Annotated in this window: 16 protein-coding genes; 10 read left to right on the top strand and 6 right to left on the bottom strand. The window is 71.8% G+C overall.

Going from position 1 to position 15,813, the window contains the following annotated elements; genetic code table 11:
* Positions 1-7: 7 nt before the first annotated feature.
* On the bottom strand, positions 8-649 hold the full coding sequence (locus tag ACZ59A_RS31780) for a DUF4142 domain-containing protein (protein WP_470965818.1): 642 nt from the start codon (positions 647-649) through the stop codon (positions 8-10).
* Between the two features lie 776 nt (positions 650-1,425).
* On the opposite strand from ACZ59A_RS31780, the gene ACZ59A_RS31775 reads away from it, so the two are divergent.
* From ACZ59A_RS31775 to ACZ59A_RS31740, 8 genes are all read left to right on the top strand, one after another.
* Positions 1,426-2,028, top strand: a complete 603-nt coding sequence (locus ACZ59A_RS31775; RefSeq protein ID WP_470965815.1) for a hypothetical protein — start codon at positions 1,426-1,428, stop codon at positions 2,026-2,028.
* Between the two features lie 135 nt (positions 2,029-2,163).
* Positions 2,164-3,249: a LacI family DNA-binding transcriptional regulator gene (locus tag ACZ59A_RS31770; RefSeq protein ID WP_470965812.1), complete on the top strand. Its 1,086-nt coding sequence runs from the start codon at positions 2,164-2,166 to the stop codon at positions 3,247-3,249.
* A 107-nt stretch (positions 3,250-3,356) separates the two neighbouring features.
* Positions 3,357-4,706 (top strand): ABC transporter substrate-binding protein, encoded by a 1,350-nt coding sequence (locus ACZ59A_RS31765; protein WP_470965810.1) that lies wholly within the window; start codon positions 3,357-3,359, stop codon positions 4,704-4,706.
* Between the two features lie 77 nt (positions 4,707-4,783).
* Positions 4,784-5,734: a carbohydrate ABC transporter permease gene (locus ACZ59A_RS31760; protein ID WP_470966519.1), complete on the top strand. Its 951-nt coding sequence runs from the start codon at positions 4,784-4,786 to the stop codon at positions 5,732-5,734.
* The gene (locus tag ACZ59A_RS31755; RefSeq protein WP_468044358.1) at positions 5,731-6,618 is read left to right on the top strand and encodes a carbohydrate ABC transporter permease; all 888 of its coding nucleotides are present in this window, start codon (positions 5,731-5,733) and stop codon (positions 6,616-6,618) included. The genes ACZ59A_RS31760 and ACZ59A_RS31755 overlap by 4 nt, the downstream gene beginning before the upstream one ends.
* Before the next feature lie 62 nt (positions 6,619-6,680).
* Positions 6,681-7,661, top strand: coding sequence for a hydroxyacid dehydrogenase (locus ACZ59A_RS31750; protein ID WP_470966517.1), 981 nt, complete (start codon positions 6,681-6,683; stop codon positions 7,659-7,661).
* 70 nt (positions 7,662-7,731) lie between these two features.
* Positions 7,732-9,687, top strand: coding sequence for a DUF2264 domain-containing protein (locus ACZ59A_RS31745; protein WP_470965807.1), 1,956 nt, complete (start codon positions 7,732-7,734; stop codon positions 9,685-9,687).
* Positions 9,684-10,442 (top strand): sugar phosphate isomerase/epimerase family protein, encoded by a 759-nt coding sequence (locus ACZ59A_RS31740; protein ID WP_470965804.1) that lies wholly within the window; start codon positions 9,684-9,686, stop codon positions 10,440-10,442. Before ACZ59A_RS31745 ends, ACZ59A_RS31740 begins: the two co-directional genes overlap by 4 nt.
* Positions 10,443-10,475: 33 nt before the next feature.
* Here the strand turns inward: ACZ59A_RS31740 and ACZ59A_RS31735 are convergent, their stop codons facing one another.
* From ACZ59A_RS31735 to ACZ59A_RS31715, 5 genes are all read right to left on the bottom strand, one after another.
* Positions 10,476-11,006, bottom strand: a complete 531-nt coding sequence (locus ACZ59A_RS31735) for a hypothetical protein (RefSeq protein WP_470965801.1) — start codon at positions 11,004-11,006, stop codon at positions 10,476-10,478.
* 185 nt (positions 11,007-11,191) lie between these two features.
* Positions 11,192-11,950, bottom strand: a complete 759-nt coding sequence (locus ACZ59A_RS31730) for a lysophospholipid acyltransferase family protein (protein WP_470965799.1) — start codon at positions 11,948-11,950, stop codon at positions 11,192-11,194.
* Between the two features lie 74 nt (positions 11,951-12,024).
* Positions 12,025-12,783, bottom strand: a complete 759-nt coding sequence (locus ACZ59A_RS31725) for a GNAT family N-acetyltransferase (protein WP_470965796.1) — start codon at positions 12,781-12,783, stop codon at positions 12,025-12,027.
* 141 nt (positions 12,784-12,924) lie between these two features.
* Entirely contained in the window at positions 12,925-13,602 is a 678-nt protein-coding gene (gene def, locus ACZ59A_RS31720) for a peptide deformylase (protein WP_470965793.1), read from the bottom strand.
* Positions 13,603-13,900: 298 nt separating this feature from the next.
* Complete coding sequence (locus tag ACZ59A_RS31715; RefSeq protein WP_470965791.1) at positions 13,901-14,407, bottom strand: winged helix-turn-helix transcriptional regulator; 507 nt, start codon at positions 14,405-14,407, stop codon at positions 13,901-13,903.
* A 70-nt stretch (positions 14,408-14,477) separates the two neighbouring features.
* On the opposite strand from ACZ59A_RS31715, the gene ACZ59A_RS31710 reads away from it, so the two are divergent.
* Together ACZ59A_RS31710 and ACZ59A_RS31705 are read left to right on the top strand one after the other, a co-directional pair.
* Positions 14,478-15,281: a methyltransferase domain-containing protein gene (locus tag ACZ59A_RS31710; RefSeq protein ID WP_470965788.1), complete on the top strand. Its 804-nt coding sequence runs from the start codon at positions 14,478-14,480 to the stop codon at positions 15,279-15,281.
* A gap of 36 nt (positions 15,282-15,317) precedes the next feature.
* Positions 15,318-15,800 carry an NUDIX hydrolase gene (locus ACZ59A_RS31705; protein WP_470965785.1) on the top strand — a complete coding sequence of 161 codons (483 nt, stop codon included), beginning with the start codon at positions 15,318-15,320 and terminating at the stop codon, positions 15,798-15,800.
* The last annotated feature ends 13 nt before the right edge of the window (positions 15,801-15,813 follow it).

The raw sequence follows: 15,813 nt of genomic DNA, 5'->3' as shown, positions 1-15,813 counted from the left end.
TTAGTCGTTAGAGGGCGTCGTAGTCGACAAGCCCGGTGTCCTCGAGGACCGTGATGTGGTCGAGAACGATGGTGTTGGCCCTGGTGGCCAGAGACCTGACCATGGAGTTCTTGCTCTGGGCACGTACCTGTGCCACCAGATTGAACACCTTCCCGTGTGCACTGCGCAGGAATTGCGCGAACAAGCGCTCGAATTCTGCGCTGTTCGGTGCCTGGGACATCTCGTTCAGCCAGCCCTGCTGCTGGTCGTTGGGCTGGGTGGGCAGGCTGACACCCAGGGCCTGCGCGACCTCGTTCGTACGGCGGTCGAGCTCGGTGTGGCCGTCGATCAGGTGCTGGCCCGCGGTCTTGACGGCCTCTGTGGTACCGCGCTCCTTGCCCATGCGTCCAGAGGGGAGTTCCCAGAGTCCGGCGAGCTTGACCTTGCGTACGAAGTCCCGATCGGTCGGCGTGAGTGGTCCGTACTGGGTGGTGACGGTCCCGCCACCGTCGTCGGAGACACCGTTGGGCAGTACCGCGGCGCTGCTCGAACTGAACAGGCTCACGGGGATGAGAATTGCCGCGAGCGTAACGGCGAGCGCACCAATGATGAGCCCGCTGCCGAGCGTACGGCTGGATGCGATGGATCTGCTCAGGTTTGCTGATCGCACAGCGCCCTCCTTGCTTCGGAGTGACACCGGACGCTAGTGCCTGGTGTGGCACGGTCGTGGAGACCTCATCACTAGTGAATAAAGCCGGGACAGAGATCTCTACTCCTTGGTACTCTCCGCGCCCGCGCGTTGGAGCCGTGGATTCACCCCGTTACGTACCGGAATCCGCACCGGATCCGCATCGCTCAAAGTTTTTTTCCGCCGCGTTGAGCACAGCGGCGCGGCGCTACGTACGACTGGGAGAACCCCCCGCCATCACCACGACCGGAAGGGCCCAAGCCGTGCGAGCGATCGCGATGAACCCGACATCGGTGACCAGCGTTTCGCGGACCGTTCCGGGAGACCGTCCCGCGCGCAAGCCTCGGGTGCCGGTGCTGCCCCCGGCCTGTGACCGGACCTCGGCACCACATATCCGGCTGCTCCCCGGTGGCCGGGGTCTTCCACCGGACGGTGGCGGCGAAGACGGCGGCGAAGGCGGTGGCGAAGTGGGGCCCGTCCCGGGCCGTCTTTCCGCTCCGCGTCCCCCCTTCCGGCCTGTCCTCTATATAGGGGACAGGCGTTATAGGGGAGAGGACCGTCCCGGGCGGCCACCCGGCGGACCCGAAGCCGCGTAGTGCGCCGGGCCCGCTGACCGGCCGTCATCGTCGGTTTCCTGACGTATGGCACTATGCCGGAGCGCGGTTTCCCTACCTCTGACCTGCTGATACGGCCCACCCATGGCGCAGGTAGCGTGTGCCCGGTCAGCCGGTCGTGCAGGGTGCAACAAGAGGTGGGACGTGGCCGCGGTGCGAGGGACGTTGTCGAAGCGGGTGGCCCAGGCGCGGCGGGAGTTGCCCGGCCACTACGCCCATCTCTTCGACGGGCGGCCCGAAGTGGACATCTCCACCACCGAACTCCGCCCCGACCAGGCGGTCCAGCTGGCCACCGCGTACGGCTACCGCCACCATCGGACCCGGGGCTCCAAGTCGCTCCGCTACCGCGTCTTCGTACCGGACCACGACGCCGGGGCGCAGCGGGAGGCGGTGCCGCCCGGCACTCCCTTCGAGGTGGCCGCCCGGCATCCGGCCTTCCACGACCGCAGCGCCCGGGCCGCCCGGAACCACGCCGAGATGATCGAGCGGGAGCGCAGCCTCGTCAAGCTGGTCCCGGCGATGGTGCTGGTGCTGTTCGTCGTCGTCGGGCTGGTGGTACAGCTGACGCAGACCGGCAAGCCGGTGCTGCTGATCCCGGTCGCCTTCTTCGTCGTCCTGGAGATCGCGCTGCTCCTGATGCTCCGCGCGGGCCGGCGCAAGCAACGTGTTCTGGAGGTGCAGGCCGAGTGGCTGATGCGCCGCTACCCCCCTGACGGCTTCCCCGACACCTGCCCGTCCGGTGTGTGAGAACGCCTGTGTGACGACGCCCCCGCTGCCACTGATCGAATGATCGCTACTATGGCGGTGTTCAGCGGATAACGAAAGCCGATCGCGTCGACGCACAGTCCGGCCGCGCGCGTCCGGCGAGACGGGCGGTGGGACATGCGGGAGCCGGCGCGGAAGCGGCAGGCGCGTATCGCGGATCTGGTGGAGTCCCGGGGCATCGCGCGGATCACCGATCTCGCGGATGAGCTGGGGGTTTCCGTCGTCACCGTACGGCGGGACATCGAGGAGCTGGCCCGCCGCGGCGAGGTGCGGCGTGGTCATGGGGTGGCCCGCTCGCTGCAGCCGATGGCCGCGGAGTCCACCGTCACCGGCGACACCGTCGGCATGGTGATCCCGGAGCGCAACACCTATCTGACCGAGGCCGTGCAGGCGGCCCGGGAGGCCGCCGAGAAGGCGGGGCTGCGGCTCGCGCTGCACATCGCGGCCGACGAGCACGACGCCGAGCGCACCGCGGTGCGCTCGGCGCTGGAGGCGGGCGCGCGCGGGCTGCTGCTCTCGCCGCACTGGCGCACGGCGGCCGAGGCGGCGCGGGATCATTCCTGGCTGGGCGCCCTGGACGTCCCCGTGGTGCTGCTGGAGCGCCGCCCCGAGCGCGGCAGCTCCCTCTACGGGCTGGACTGCGTGCGCTCGGACCACGCGTACGGGGTGCATCTGGCGCTGGGCCATCTGACCTCCCTCGGCCACCGGCGCATCGTGCTGGCCGCGCGCGACGACAGCCCGACCGCCAGGGTGATCCGGTCGGAGTTCGCCGCGCAGACGGCGGCCCGCGGTCTCGGCGAGGGCTGTACGGCCATCCTCAGCTCGCGCACCGCGGGCCCCGACCCGCGCGCCGCCGATCCGCGGGCGGTCGACCTGGCGGAGACGCTGCGCCGGACCGGGGCCACCGCGGCGCTGATCCACAGCGACATGGACGCGCTGGTGCTGGTCCAGCGGCTGCGGGAAGCCGGCGTCGAGGTGCCGCGGGACTGCTCGGTGGTCGCGTACAACGACGTGGTCGCCGACATGGGCCAGATCGCGCTCACGGCCGTCGCCCCGCCCAAGGCGGAGGTCGGCCGGGCCGCGCTCGGGCTGCTGCTCCGGCAGCTCGACCACGCCCGGGAGGGCCGGTGGCCGGGAGCCGCCCGCCATCTGGAGCTGCTGCCCGGTCTGGTGGCACGGGATTCGACCGCTCCGCTCTCCTGATCGTTTGACCGTTTTGGTTTCTTCTGTTCGATCTCTTGACGGTATTTCTGTCAAGCGATCAGGATTCCCCCTGACTCCACCGCTCCACCGCGAACAGGGGAGGGTCCATGCCTGGCCTCAGACGCCCAGGACGCGCGGCTACCGGACGCCGGGCGACAGCCGGAACAACGGCACTGCTCACACTGATCGCCCTCCTGCTGACCGGCTGCTCCAGCGGCGGCGGGGCGAACACCGCCAAGGACGGCCCCGTCCGCCTCACCTTCTGGTCCGCGCTGCGCGGCAGCCAGGAGGTGGTGGACGCGTTCAACCGCACCCACACCGACATCAAGGTCGACTTCGCGCAGGTCCCCTCGGGCGAACAGGGCGGCTGGGCCAAGCTCAGCAACGCCGCCCGCGCGGGCAACGCCCCCGATGTGGCCACCGTCGAATACCCCCAGCTGCCCAGCTTCACCATCGACGGGGTGCCCCGGGACATCAGCAAGCTGCTGCCCGACTCGGTGCGCCGCAAGATCCTGCCGCAGGCGCTGGACCTCACCACCTTCGACGGGCGCACCTACGCCGTACCGGTGGACATCGAGCCGATGGTGTTCCTGTACCGCAAGGACATCTTCACCAAGAACCGCATACCGGTCCCCAAGACCTGGGCGGAGTTCGAGAGTTCGGCCCGCAAGCTCAAGCAGGCCCAGCCCCGGTCCCGTATCGCCAGCCTCTTCACCACCGGCGGCACCCTCTACATGGCGGGGTACGCCTGGCAGGCCGGGGCCAAGTGGTACGAGACCTCCGGCGACACCTGGCGCGTCAACATGGACGACGCCCCCACCCGCAAGGTCGCCGGTTACTGGCAGCGCCTGAAGGACGACGACCTGGTGCGCGTCGAGCCCGGGTCCAGCCAGCAGTGGCGGGCCCATGTGCAGAACGGTGAGACGGCCGGATATCTGGCGGGCGCCTGGGCCGCGGGCTCGATGATGGCGTCCACCCCCAGTGGCAAGGGCAAATGGGCGATCGCGCCGATGCCGCAGTGGGACCCGGCCAAGCCGATGGTGAGCACCCAGGGCGGCTCGACCTTCATGGTCACCAAGGACAGCGACCATCCCAAGGAGGCCATGGAGTTCATCTCCTGGATGGTCACCAGCCCCGACGCCTTGCGCGCCAAGCTCGCCAGCGGCGTCAGCAGCGCCTACCCCTCCGTGCCCGGTCTGGTCCCGGTCGCCCGCAAGGAGATGGACACCAGCTACTTCTCCGGCCAGGACATCTTCGGCCTCTTCGATCAGCAGGCCAAGCTGATCACCTCCACCTGGAAGTGGGGCCCGCGCATGGTGTCGACGACCACCTCCGGTGACGACGGGCTCGCCAAGGCCGGTGCCGGCAGCGGCGGTGTCCTGGAGGCGCTGCGCGATGCCCAGAGCCGGACGATGCCCGATCTGAAGAGCCTCGGCCTGTCGGTCACCACCCGCTGAACTCCGCCACCCGCGCTGTGTCCTCCCTTGAGCCGGTTTCCCCTTCACGTGAGCCGAGGTATCCCGTGAGTACCGTCATCTCCCCGAAACCGACGGCACCGCCACCGGCGGCCGCCGCCGAACCGCCCTCCAGAGCCGGGCGGCGCCAGCAGCGGACCGCCGCCGCCGTGCTGCTGGCCCCGTTCACGGCACTGCTCGTCGGCGTGTTCCTGGTCCCCGTCGGCTACGCCATCTACCTCAGCTTCTTCGCCGAGGACCACGAAGGGCTCGGCTTCGGTGGCGGGCATACCGTCTTCACCGGGCTGCGCAGCTACCTCGCGGTGCTCCAGGACCCGAGCTTCCTCACCGGGTTCGGCACCATCGCCCTGTACTGCGTGATCTTCGTTCCCCTCGTGGTCCTCGGCGCCCTCGCCATCGCCCTGCTGCTGGACTCGGGCCTGGTCCGGCTGCGGCGGACCGCGCAGATGCTGCTCTATCTGCCGCACGCCGTCCCCGGCATCATCGCGGCCGTCATCTGGCTGTACCTCTACACCCCCGGACTCAGCCCGATCATCAAGCTCTTCGCCCAGGCCGACATCACCATCGACTTCCTCGGGCTGCACACCGTGCTCCCGTCGATCGTCAACATCGCCCTGTGGAGCGGACTCGGCTACAACATGATCATCTTCTACGCCGCGCTCCAGGCGCTGCCGCGCGAGGTGATCGAGGCGGCGACCATCGACGGCGCCGGGCGCGTCCGTACCGCGCTCCAGGTCAAGGTGCCCATCATCCGGGGCTCCCTGGTGATGGTGTGCATGTTCTCCCTGATCGGCGCGCTGCAGCTGTTCACCGAGCCCATGCTGATGAACCAGGCCACCCCGATGGTCAACTCCCGCTTCACCCCGAACATGTACATCTACGACGCGGCCTTCCGCCGCAACAACTACGGACTGGCCTCCGCGGCCTCGGTCATCCTCCTGATCGTCACCTGCGCCCTGTCGTACGCCGTGACGCGCTGGTCGGGCCGCCGGGAACGGAGCGCGCGATGACCACGACCACCCCGACCAGCACCCTCCGTACCCCCAGAGCCGGTGGCCGCTCCCGGCTGACCAGCCGCGGCGTGGCCAACGCGGTCGTCCTGATCGCGGCCCTCTACACCATGCTGCCCGCCCTGTGGCTGCTGCTGGCGTCCACCAAGAACGCCGACGCCCTCTTCGGCAGCGACATCCTCTCCTTCGGCAACTTCTCCTTCGCGAGCAACCTCTCCGACCTGTTCTCCATGGACGGCGGGCTCTACGGCGAGTGGTACGTCAACAGCCTGCTGTACGCGGTCGTCGGCGCCCTGACCGGCTCCCTGATCAGCGTCGCCGCGGGCTACGCGTTCGACAAGTACGAGTTCCGGCACAAGGAGAAGCTGTTCGCCCTCGTGCTCACGGGCGTCATGGTGCCGCCCACCGTCCTCGCCCTGCCGCTCTACCTGGTGGCGTCCGGCATCGGCATGGTGAACACCTTCTGGGCGGTCTTCATCCCCGTCCTCTTCAACCCCTTCGGCGTCTACCTCGCCCGCCTGCTCAGCAGCGGCTACGTACCGAACGAGGTGCTGGAGGCGTCCCGGGTCGACGGCGCGGGCGAACTGCAGACCTATGTGCGCGTCAGCCTGCGCATGCTCGGCCCCGGTTTCGTGACCGTCTTCCTGTTCCAGCTCACGGCCATCTGGAACAACTTCTTCCTTCCCATGGTGATGCTGTCCGACCAGCACTTGTATCCGCTCAGCCTCGGCCTCTACACCTGGAACAGCTCCGCCACCGTCTCGCCCGAGTACTACCCGCTGGTCGTCATCGGCTCGCTGCTCGCCGTCGTGCCGCTGATCGTGGCGTTCGTGATGCTGCAGCGCTACTGGAAGTCCGGACTGACCGCAGGGAGTGTCAAGTGATCGCCTCGCAGCCGCCGCAACCGCAGCCGCCGTTCGGCCCTCGCCCGCGCGCCGCCCTGGCCATGACGGAGCGCACCGCACGCCAGGTGCTCGGCTCCGGCGCGCTGGACCGGCTCACCACGCTCCTCGACCTCGATCCGGACGTCGTCCTCGACGACTTCACCACCCCCGCCGCGCGCCGCGCCCTGGCCGACGCCGAACTCCTCGTCACCGGCTGGGGCTGCCCGCCGCTGGACCGCCGCGCGCTGGATGCCGCGCCCCGGCTCCGCGCCGTCGTCCACACCGCCGGGACGGTGCGCCACCACATCACCGACGCCTGCTGGGAGCGCGGCATCGCGGTCTCCTCCGCGGCCGCGGCCAACGCCGTACCCGTCGCCGAGTACACCCTCGCGATGATCCTGCTCTCCAACAAGCGCGTCCTCGGCATGGCCCGCGACTACCGTGCCGAACGGGGCACCGTCGACTGGAGCGCGCGCTACCCGGACGCGGGCAACTACCGCAGAACGGTCGGCATCCTCAGCGCCTCGGAAATCGGCCGCCGGGTGATCGCCCTGCTGGAACCGTACGACCTCGACGTCCAGCTGTACGACCCGTATGTGACGGCGCCGGACGCCCGGGCGCTGGGCGTACGGCAGGTGGGCCTGCGGGAGCTGTTCGCCACCAGCGACATCGTCAGCGTGCACACCCCGCTGCTGCCCGCCACCCGTGGCCTGGTCGGCCGGGAGCTGCTGGCCGCCATGCCGGACGGCGCCACCCTGATCAACACCGCGCGGGGTGCGGTGCTGGACCAGGCGGCGCTGACCGACGAGCTGGTGGCGGGGCGCCTCCACGCCGTACTCGACGTCACCGTGCCGGAGGTCCTGCCGCCCGAGTCGCCGCTGTACACCTGCGACAACGTGCTCCTCACCCCGCACATCGCCGGGTCGAAGAGCGGTGAGCTGCGGCGCCTGGCCGACCTCGCGATCGGCGAGGTCGAAAACTATGTGGCCGGACGGGACTTCGCACACCCCGTACTCCACGAACGGCTGGACCGCTCCGCGTAGCGCGACCGCCCCGCCGTAGCGCGACCGCCCCCGCCGCACGGCCGCCCCGGACAAGGAGACACACCCCCACATGTTCCGACTCGACCTCCCCGAAGACGACCGCTCCCTCAGCCCGCACACCGGATACACCCGCGCCCACTGGGAAGCCGCCGCCGACGGACTGCTGCGGGCCGCGCTCCGCTTCGCCACCCCCCACCACGCACTGCTCGACCTGCCGGGGCAGCCGTCCCGGTCCGGTGTCCGCTCCGACGGGCTCGAAGGGTTCGCCCGCACCTTTCTGCTCGCCGCGTTCCGCGGCGCCGGTGCGTACGGCAAGGACCCGCACGGCTTCCTGGAGCGTTACACCGAGGGCATCGACCACGGCACCCGCACCCCCGGGCGGGACGACGCCGAGTCGTGGCCGCTCATCGGACACCACGGAGTGCAGGGACAGCCCATGGTGGAGTCCGCCTCCATCGCGCTCGGGCTCCGCCTGACCGCGCCATGGACCTGGGACACGCTGACGCCCGACGCCCGGGACCGCACCGAGGAGTGGCTGCGCGGCGCGCTGCGCCACGCGCCCGCGCCCAACAACTGGTATCTCTTCCAGCTCACCGTCGCGGGCTTCCTCGAATCCGTCGGACGTGGCGACGCCGAAACCACCCGCGCCATCGACCGGGCACTCGGCCTGCTCGACGGCTGGTACCAGGGGCAGGGCTGGTACTCCGACGGCGACGGACGCGCCTTCGACCACTACAACGGCTGGGCGCTGCACATGTATCCGCTGCTGCACGCCCATCTCGCCGGGGACCGCGCCCTGCTGGACCACCTCGGCCCCCGCCTCGAAGAATTCCTCGACGGCTTCTCGCTCCTCTTCGACGGCAACGGCGCCCCCATCCACCACGGGCGCTCCCTCACCTACCGCTTCGCCGCCGGAGCCGCCGTGGCGCTCGGCGCGCTCACCGGCCACACCCCGCTCGCGCCCGGCACCACCCGCCGCCTCCTCAGCGGCGCGCTCCGCCACTTCCTCGACCGCGGCGCGCTCACCGCGGACGGCATTCTCGGCCTCGGCTGGTACGGGCCGCATGTGCCGACCGTGCAGCGCTACTCCGGGCCCGCCTCGCCCTACTGGGCGTCGAAGGGCTTCCTCGGCCTGCTGCTCCCGCCCGACCACCCCGTGTGGACCGCCCCCGAGGAGAGCGCCCCGGCCGAAGGGCCCGACCGGGCGCTCGTGCTGCCCGCCCCCGGGCTGCTCGTCCAGACCACCGCGAGCGACGGCCTGGTGCGGCTGCACAACCACGGCAGTTGCAAGGTGCGCCCCTGGGAGGGGGAGCAGCCACCCGCCGAACCCCTCTACGGGCGGCTCGCCTACTCCACCCGCACCGGCCCCACCAGCGCCGACAACATCCCCGACAACCACATCGCGCTGCGGACGCGCGGCGTACGCAGCGACCGGCTGCGCATCCAGCCGCTCGCCGCGGGCCCCGGCTGGCTGGCCTCCTCCCACACCCCGCTCTTCCCGCCCGGCGGCCCCGTCCTGCCCGCGGCGCGCCTCGACAGCCTGACGCTGGTGCGCGGCAGGCTCGAACTGCGGGTCCACCGCACGGTGAACATCCCCGCCGGGACCACGGTCCACCACACCGGCTGGGCCATCGCCCTGCCCCCGGGCACGGCCACCGAGACCGACGCCACCGAGGGGGCGCCCGAAGTGTCCCTCGCCGGGGCGGAGGTCACCGGCCAGCTCCTCGGCCTGCACGGCTGGGACACCTCCCGTACGGTACGGGCGCCCCGGGGCACCGCGTACGGCCCCTGGGCCCTGGTCCCCGAGCTGACCGGCACCGTCGGCGAGGACCCGGGCGGCACCCTCTTCGCCGCGCTCGCCTCGCTCACCGCCGACCTTGGACCGGCCCCGCTCACCGGGCTCGCCGCCGCCGAGGTCAGCGGCCACACCGTCACCGTGCGCTGGCCCGACGGCACCCGTACCGTCGTGGACTTCGGCGACGGGGCCGCGCACACCGTCCCCACCGTGCGGGAGGAGAGCGCGTGAGCAGGCTGGGCATCTGCTCGGTAACCCTCCGCCACCTCGACCCGGCCGGGGTGATCTCCGCCGTGGCCGGTGCGGGCCTGGAGTGTGTCGAATGGGGTGGCGACGTCCATGTGCCCCCGGGCGATACGACCGTCGCCCGGGCAGTGCGCGAGGCCACCGTGGACGCGGGGCTCGCGGTCGCCTCGTACGGCTCGTACTACCGCGCCGGGCACACCGACCCGGGAGAGTTCGACGCCGTGCTGCGCTCGGCCGTGGCGCTCGGGGCGCCCCGGGTGCGGATCTGGGCGGGCGCCACGGGCACCGACGCGACCCCGCCCGAACAGCGCCGGGCGGTGGTCGAGGACACCCGGCGGGCCGCGGCGCTCGCGGCGGACGCGGGCGTGGAACTCGCCTACGAGTTCCACCGCAACACGCTCACCGACGGCGCCGCCCACACCCTCCGCCTGCTCGACGAAGTGGACCGCGCCGCGGTGCGCACCTACTGGCAGCCGCCGGTCGACCTGCCCGACGCGGAGGCGCTGACCGGGCTGGACACGCTCGGCGGCCGGGTCGCCGCCGTACACGCCTTCTCCTGGTGGCCCGGCACCACCCGGCTGCCGCTGACCGCGCGCGCCCCACTGTGGCGCCGCGCGTTCGAGCGGCTGAGCGGCCAGGGCGCCGCACCGCTGGACGTGCTGCTGGAGTTCGTCCCCGGGGACGACGAGCGGCTGCTGCCCCGGGAGGCGGCGACGCTCCGGGCACTCGCCGCCGTGTGAGCGGCTGTCAGCTGTTCGGCCGGGCGTGGGCCATCAGCCCGCGCCCGGCGAGGAGGCCGCCCCGCCCGGCGAGGAGCCGAACGCGCCGCTCTCCTCGATGGTGCCGCCGAACTCGCTCCGGAGCGTCTTCATGTTCTTCGTCGGCGACGACGACAGCGCCCAGCGGTTGCCGACCAGATAGACCCCGCCGTACATCTGCGCGGTCTCCAGCCAGTCGCGCTGCGCCTTCATGCTGATGAAGTCGAGAAAGAGGAACTTCCCCTTGGCGTTGCGGCAGATCGCCTGCCGGTAGTCGTCCACCTCGGTGGTGAAGTCCGGTTTGCAGCCCACGGATTTTGCCAGCTGCTCCACCCGCGCGGGCTTGGGCGCGGAGCCGGCGCCGTCGCTCGGCCGCGCCGTCCCGCGTTCGCCGCCGCTGCCCGCCTTGCCGCCGGTGTTGGCGTCCGCCGAACCGCTGCCGCCGCCGCAACCGGCGGTCAGCAGCACGCTCGCCACCGCCAGCACCGGCGCGATGCGCCGACCGGGGCGCCGCCGCGTTCCGACCGGGTGGGGTGAAGCTTCCATCGGGCTCCCTCTCGTTCTGGCTCGGCCGTCGCTCAAGGGATACGTACGAGGGGAACCGGTTGTTCAGCGCCGCCCCGGCCGGGAACGACGTACGGTGTCCGGGGAATGCCGGACACCGTACGTCATCTGTCAGCTGTCATCCGCTACTTGTCAGCCGTCGTCTGTCAGTCGTCCTCTGTCATCTGTCAGACGTGAACGGACAGCTGCGCACCGCACACCGTCGCCTGCGCACGGGCGGCCAGGGTGCGCCGGTCGTCGGCCCCGCGTACGGGCAGCAGCGGCCGGTGCGTGCGCACCCGCACCGTGAGCCCGGTGGCGCTGGCCACCCGGCGCAGCGAGGCGCCGAAGTCGTCCTCGCCGACGAAGGCGGCCACCGTGGTCGGTGCGCCGTGCTGAACGTAGTCCAGCGAAACCGGCCGGACCGGGGCGCCCGCGTCCAGTGCCGCCTGGAAGGTGGCCCGGCGGAAGCTGCCGCCCGTCCCGGCGCACCAGGTGACGCCCTGCGGGAAGACCATCACCGACTGCCCGGAACGCAGGAGCTCCGCCATCTCCCCTACGCTGCCCGGCAGTTGGCGCAGGGAGCCGCGGTCGATGAACATCGTGCCCGCCCGCTTCGCCAGCGGACCGACCACCGGCCACGTGCCCACCTCCCGCTTGGCCAGCATGACCACCGGCTCGACGGCGAGCAGCGCGATGATGTCGAGCCAGGAGATGTGGTTCGCCACCACCAGGGTGCCGGTGCCGCCCGGTGCGCTGAGCGTGCGGTCGCCCGCCACCTCCAGCCGGATGTCCAGCGCGTCCAGCATCGAGGCGGCGAGCGCGCGCAGTGCCTCCGGGTCGGCGAGGCCCTCGCCGCGGATCAGCGCGCTCATGATCGCCCGACCGAACGCCGCGTAACGGCGGGCGATCCGGGTGGCGGGCAGCCGTGCAGCGGCGTGGGACACACAGCTGGGGGAGCACGGCGACCAGGCCGCCCACGCGTGGGCCGGAAGGCTGGCGTTGACGCTCACCGGCACGGTCACCGGGGGTCGCCGAGGAAGTAGCGGCGGTAGCGGTCGTTCATCCGCTCGGTGTCCAGCAGGACGAAGAAGTCGGCGTCGTTGAAGCTCCGGTCGTGCTGCGGGGAGCCGCACATCCAGGCGCCGACCCGCAGATAGCCGCGGAGCAGCGGCGGCAGCTCGGCGTAGCTGGGCCGGGCGTCCAGCGTCTGCGTCGGAACCCACGGGTCGAGCGGGTGGACCCGCAGCTCGGACGGGGCGGCGTGCTTGGTGGTGCCCAGCAGCCAGGCGTTCGCCGCGGCCTGCTCCCCCTCGCCGAGCGGGACCGAGGCGCAGCCCGCGAGGTAGCGGTGGCCGGACAGCAGGACGTAGCGGGCGAGACCGGCCCACATCAGGTTGATCACCGCGCCGGAGCGGTGGTCGGGGTGCACACAGGCGCGGCCCGCCTCGACCATCGAGGAGCGCACCTCCTCGGGAAGCCCCCGCAGATTGAACTCGGTGTCCGAATAGAGCCGCTCGCTGCGCCCGGGGGGCAGCAGCCGGTAGGTGCCGACCACGGTGTTCGTCGCGGTGTCCGTGACGATCAGGTGGTCCATGACGTCGTCGAACTCGTCCACGTCACGGCCTGGGAAGGGTGAGTTCAGCACCCCGCCCCGTTCTTCGCCGAACACCTGGTAGCGCAGCCGCTGCGCGGCGTGGATCTGCTCCTCGGTATGTGCGATGGAGGTGACGTACGAGCTCGTGGAGGCCGCAGCCGGGGACGTCGTGAGCACGGACATTCCTGTTCTCCGTTCAGGGGGACCGTCAGGAGCGGTGAGGCCACCACTCTCGCTCCGGCTCCGAACGGCACAGTGTCCGCGTGGTGATTCGGCGACTGCCAGTCGATGACGAAAACATGCCACAGACCGAACGGCGAGGTGCTAGGGGGTGTCCTGGGGGAGCTGGCGCCGCTGATCCCCGTGTTCTGCGGGGAGCGGGAAGCCGAGCGCCCGGGCCGCGGCGGTCGGGGTGGGCTGTGACCAGTGGTCGGCGACGGCCTGCGCGGACGAGAGGGAGCGGGTTTCGGCCAGATCCAGATAGAGCACGCCGTCCAGATGGTCCGTCTCGTGCTGGACGATCCGGGCGGGCCATCCCGTGAACTCCTCGTCCAGCTCGCGTCCCGTCTCGTCCTGCCCGCGCAGCCGGATCCGCTCGGGACGGCTGACCACGGCCTGCCAGCCGGGGACGCTCAGACACCCCTCGAAGAACGCCGCCCGGGCGTCGCCGACCGGTTCGTACGACGGATTCACCAGCACCCGGTACGGCTGCGGCACCCGGCCGCGCGCCTCGCGCACCTCGGCCGCCACCTCGGCCGGGTCCTCGATCACCGCGAGCCGCAGCGGCACGCCGATCTGCGGCGCGGCCAGCCCCACCCCGGGTGCGTTGTGCATCGTCTCGCGCATCGCCCGCAGCAGCCGCTCCAATTGGCCGTCGGACAGCTGGCCGTCGTAGGGGAGGGCCGGTTGCCGCAGGACGGAGACGCCCGCGGAGACGATGGGGACCGGACGGCAGCCGTCGAGCAGTTCTTCGACCAGCTCGGGCAGGGGCGTGGTGGACATGGGAACAGCCTGGCAAGGAGGCCGGGCGGGGGCAATCCCGTCGGCGGGCGGTGGTCCGGCGGCGGCCTGACGACGTCCCTCCGGCAGCCCCCGGAATGGGCGCCTCCGCCTCGTGCTCACGATCGGACAAACGGTGAACGCCGTACGGACGCGCTCCGTACCCGCCCATGAGCCGCCTGGGAATCCCACGCCTCCGCGGCTCATCCGGGTCCCCCCGGGACCCGGTTCGCTGCCGCTCCGCGGTGTCTCTCCCCGGTTGTACACGGCGGAGCGGCAGCCCCCGGCCACTTCCCGGCCGTCACTGCGGTGCGCGGGAGGCGAGCAGCGGGCCCAGGACCCGGGTGCCGGGGCCGGTGTGCCCGCCGGGGCCCGGGAGCTGGGTGGTGTTGTGCACGGTCAGCGGATCGCCGCAGTGCGCGCACGCGGTGACGGGGGTGGTGTCCCGGCCGCAGGTGAGATGGCGGACGCGGGCCGGTGCCCCGTCCGTACCGGAGCACCAGCGGTCGCCCCAGTTCATCAGTGCCAGCAGCACCGGATACAGCTCCTCGCCCTTCTCGGTCGCGCGGTAGTGCTCGCGCGGCGGCCGCTCCTGGTAGCGCTCCTTGGTCAGGACGCCCTCCTCGACCAGTCGGGACAGCCGGGCCGCCAGCACCTTGCGGGAGATGCCGAGGTCATGGGCGAGGTCGTCGAAGCGGCCGACCCCGCTGAGCACGTCCCGCATGATCAGCGCGGTCCACGCGTCACCGAACAGATCGGTGGCGCGGGCGATCGAGCAGGCCACGTCGGCGAGCGGAGTACGGGTCATGCCCCGACCCTAGCCGAGTTCCCCGAGGGAACCCGAGGTGTTAAGTTCCCTCAGGGAACCCAACTCCGGGATGAGGGAGCAGACCATGGCCGCCGCCCCGCGCATCGCGCTCGACGCAGACTCGCCCGAGGCCGTCGACGGCCGCCAGATCAGGGCCGTCGCCTTCCAGGAGTGCCGCCTCGCGTACCTCCGCGACACCCTCGCCGCACTCGGCCGCACCCCCTCCGGCCGCCCGGCCCTGGTCGTGGGCAGCGGCCGCGGGCTGCTCGCGCGCGGCCTGGCCGGGCTCGGCTTCGACGTCACCGCCGTCGACCCGTCCGCCGCCGCCACCCGCATCGCCCGCGACACGCACCCGCACGACCACCCGGCCGTCGACTACCGGACCGCGCCCGCCGAGGAACTGGGCCTCGCGGCCGCCTCGTTCGACGTCGCCCACTACGCCGACACCTTCGAGATCACTCCCGATCTCGAAAGGGTGCTGGCGGAGGCCGCCCGGGTGCTGCGCCCCGGCGGCGTCCTCGTCTACGACACCGTCAACCGCACCCCGCTGTCCCGGCTCGTCTACCTCGGCGCCTTCCAGCGCCTCCCGCTCACCCGGATCATGCCCCCCGGCCGCTACACGGCGGCCCGGCTGCGCACCCCCGCCGCGCTGACCGCCGCCCTCGACCGGCACGGCCTGCGCAACGAGGACATCTGCGACTTCCGGCCCCGGGATCCGCGCAGCCTCGTCAAGGCCACCGTCGCCCGCCGCCGCGGCCGGATCACCGACGAGCAGATCCCGCCGATGGCCGATTTCGTACTGGCCCCGGACGCTCGTCCGCGGGTCACCTACCTCGGATACGCCCTGCGGGACCGACCGCCCTCCGGCGGCTGAACGGGCAGCCCGCGCGTTCCGGCGCACACTGGCACTGTGACGGGAAAACGCAGCGCCGGGCTCCTGCTCTACCGCGGGACGGGCCCGGCCACCGAGGTTCTGCTGGGCCATATGGGCGGGCCGTTCTGGGCCACCCGGGATGAGCGCGCGTGGTCCGTGCCCAAGGGGGAGTACGAGGGGGACGAGCTTCCGGAGGCCGCCGCGCGGCGCGAGTTCCGGGAGGAGCTGGGGCTGCCGCCGCCCGCGGGCGACCTTCTTCCGCTGGGCACCGTACGGCAGACCGGCGGCAAGCTGGTCACCGTCTGGGCCGTGGCGGGCGACCTCGACCCGGATCGGATCACCCCCGGCACGTTCACCATGGAATGGCCGCGCGGCTCCGGCCGGACGCGGGAGTTCGCGGAGATCGACCGGGTCGCCTGGCTGGACCTCGACCGGGCCCGTACGAAGATCGTCGCGAAGCAGCAGATCTTCCTCGACCGGCTCGGCGAGCTGCTGGGCGGGGCGGCCGGGACAGACTGACGGGAAACACGGT

The organism is Streptomyces sp. NPDC040405, assembly GCF_055595765.1.
The sequence above is the reverse complement of the archived record's forward strand: the minus strand, read 5'-3'. Positions and strand labels throughout refer to the sequence as shown.

Bases quoted from the DNA above. Each gene is read 5' to 3' on its own strand.
- ACZ59A_RS31755 (WP_468044358.1), top strand. From the start codon at position 5,731: ATGACCACGACCACCCCGACCAGCACCCTCCGTACCCCCAGAGCCGGT.
- def (WP_470965793.1), bottom strand. From the start codon at position 13,602: ATGTCCACCACGCCCCTGCCCGAGCTGGTCGAAGAACTGCTCGACGGC.
- ACZ59A_RS31750 (WP_470966517.1), top strand. From the start codon at position 6,681: ATGACGGAGCGCACCGCACGCCAGGTGCTCGGCTCCGGCGCGCTGGAC.
- ACZ59A_RS31735 (WP_470965801.1), bottom strand. From the start codon at position 11,006: ATGGAAGCTTCACCCCACCCGGTCGGAACGCGGCGGCGCCCCGGTCGG.
- ACZ59A_RS31765 (WP_470965810.1), top strand. From the start codon at position 3,357: ATGCCTGGCCTCAGACGCCCAGGACGCGCGGCTACCGGACGCCGGGCG.
- ACZ59A_RS31710 (WP_470965788.1), top strand. From the start codon at position 14,478: ATGAGGGAGCAGACCATGGCCGCCGCCCCGCGCATCGCGCTCGACGCA.
- ACZ59A_RS31725 (WP_470965796.1), bottom strand. From the start codon at position 12,783: ATGTCCGTGCTCACGACGTCCCCGGCTGCGGCCTCCACGAGCTCGTAC.
- ACZ59A_RS31770 (WP_470965812.1), top strand. From the start codon at position 2,164: ATGCGGGAGCCGGCGCGGAAGCGGCAGGCGCGTATCGCGGATCTGGTG.
- ACZ59A_RS31745 (WP_470965807.1), top strand. From the start codon at position 7,732: ATGTTCCGACTCGACCTCCCCGAAGACGACCGCTCCCTCAGCCCGCAC.
- ACZ59A_RS31715 (WP_470965791.1), bottom strand. From the start codon at position 14,407: ATGACCCGTACTCCGCTCGCCGACGTGGCCTGCTCGATCGCCCGCGCC.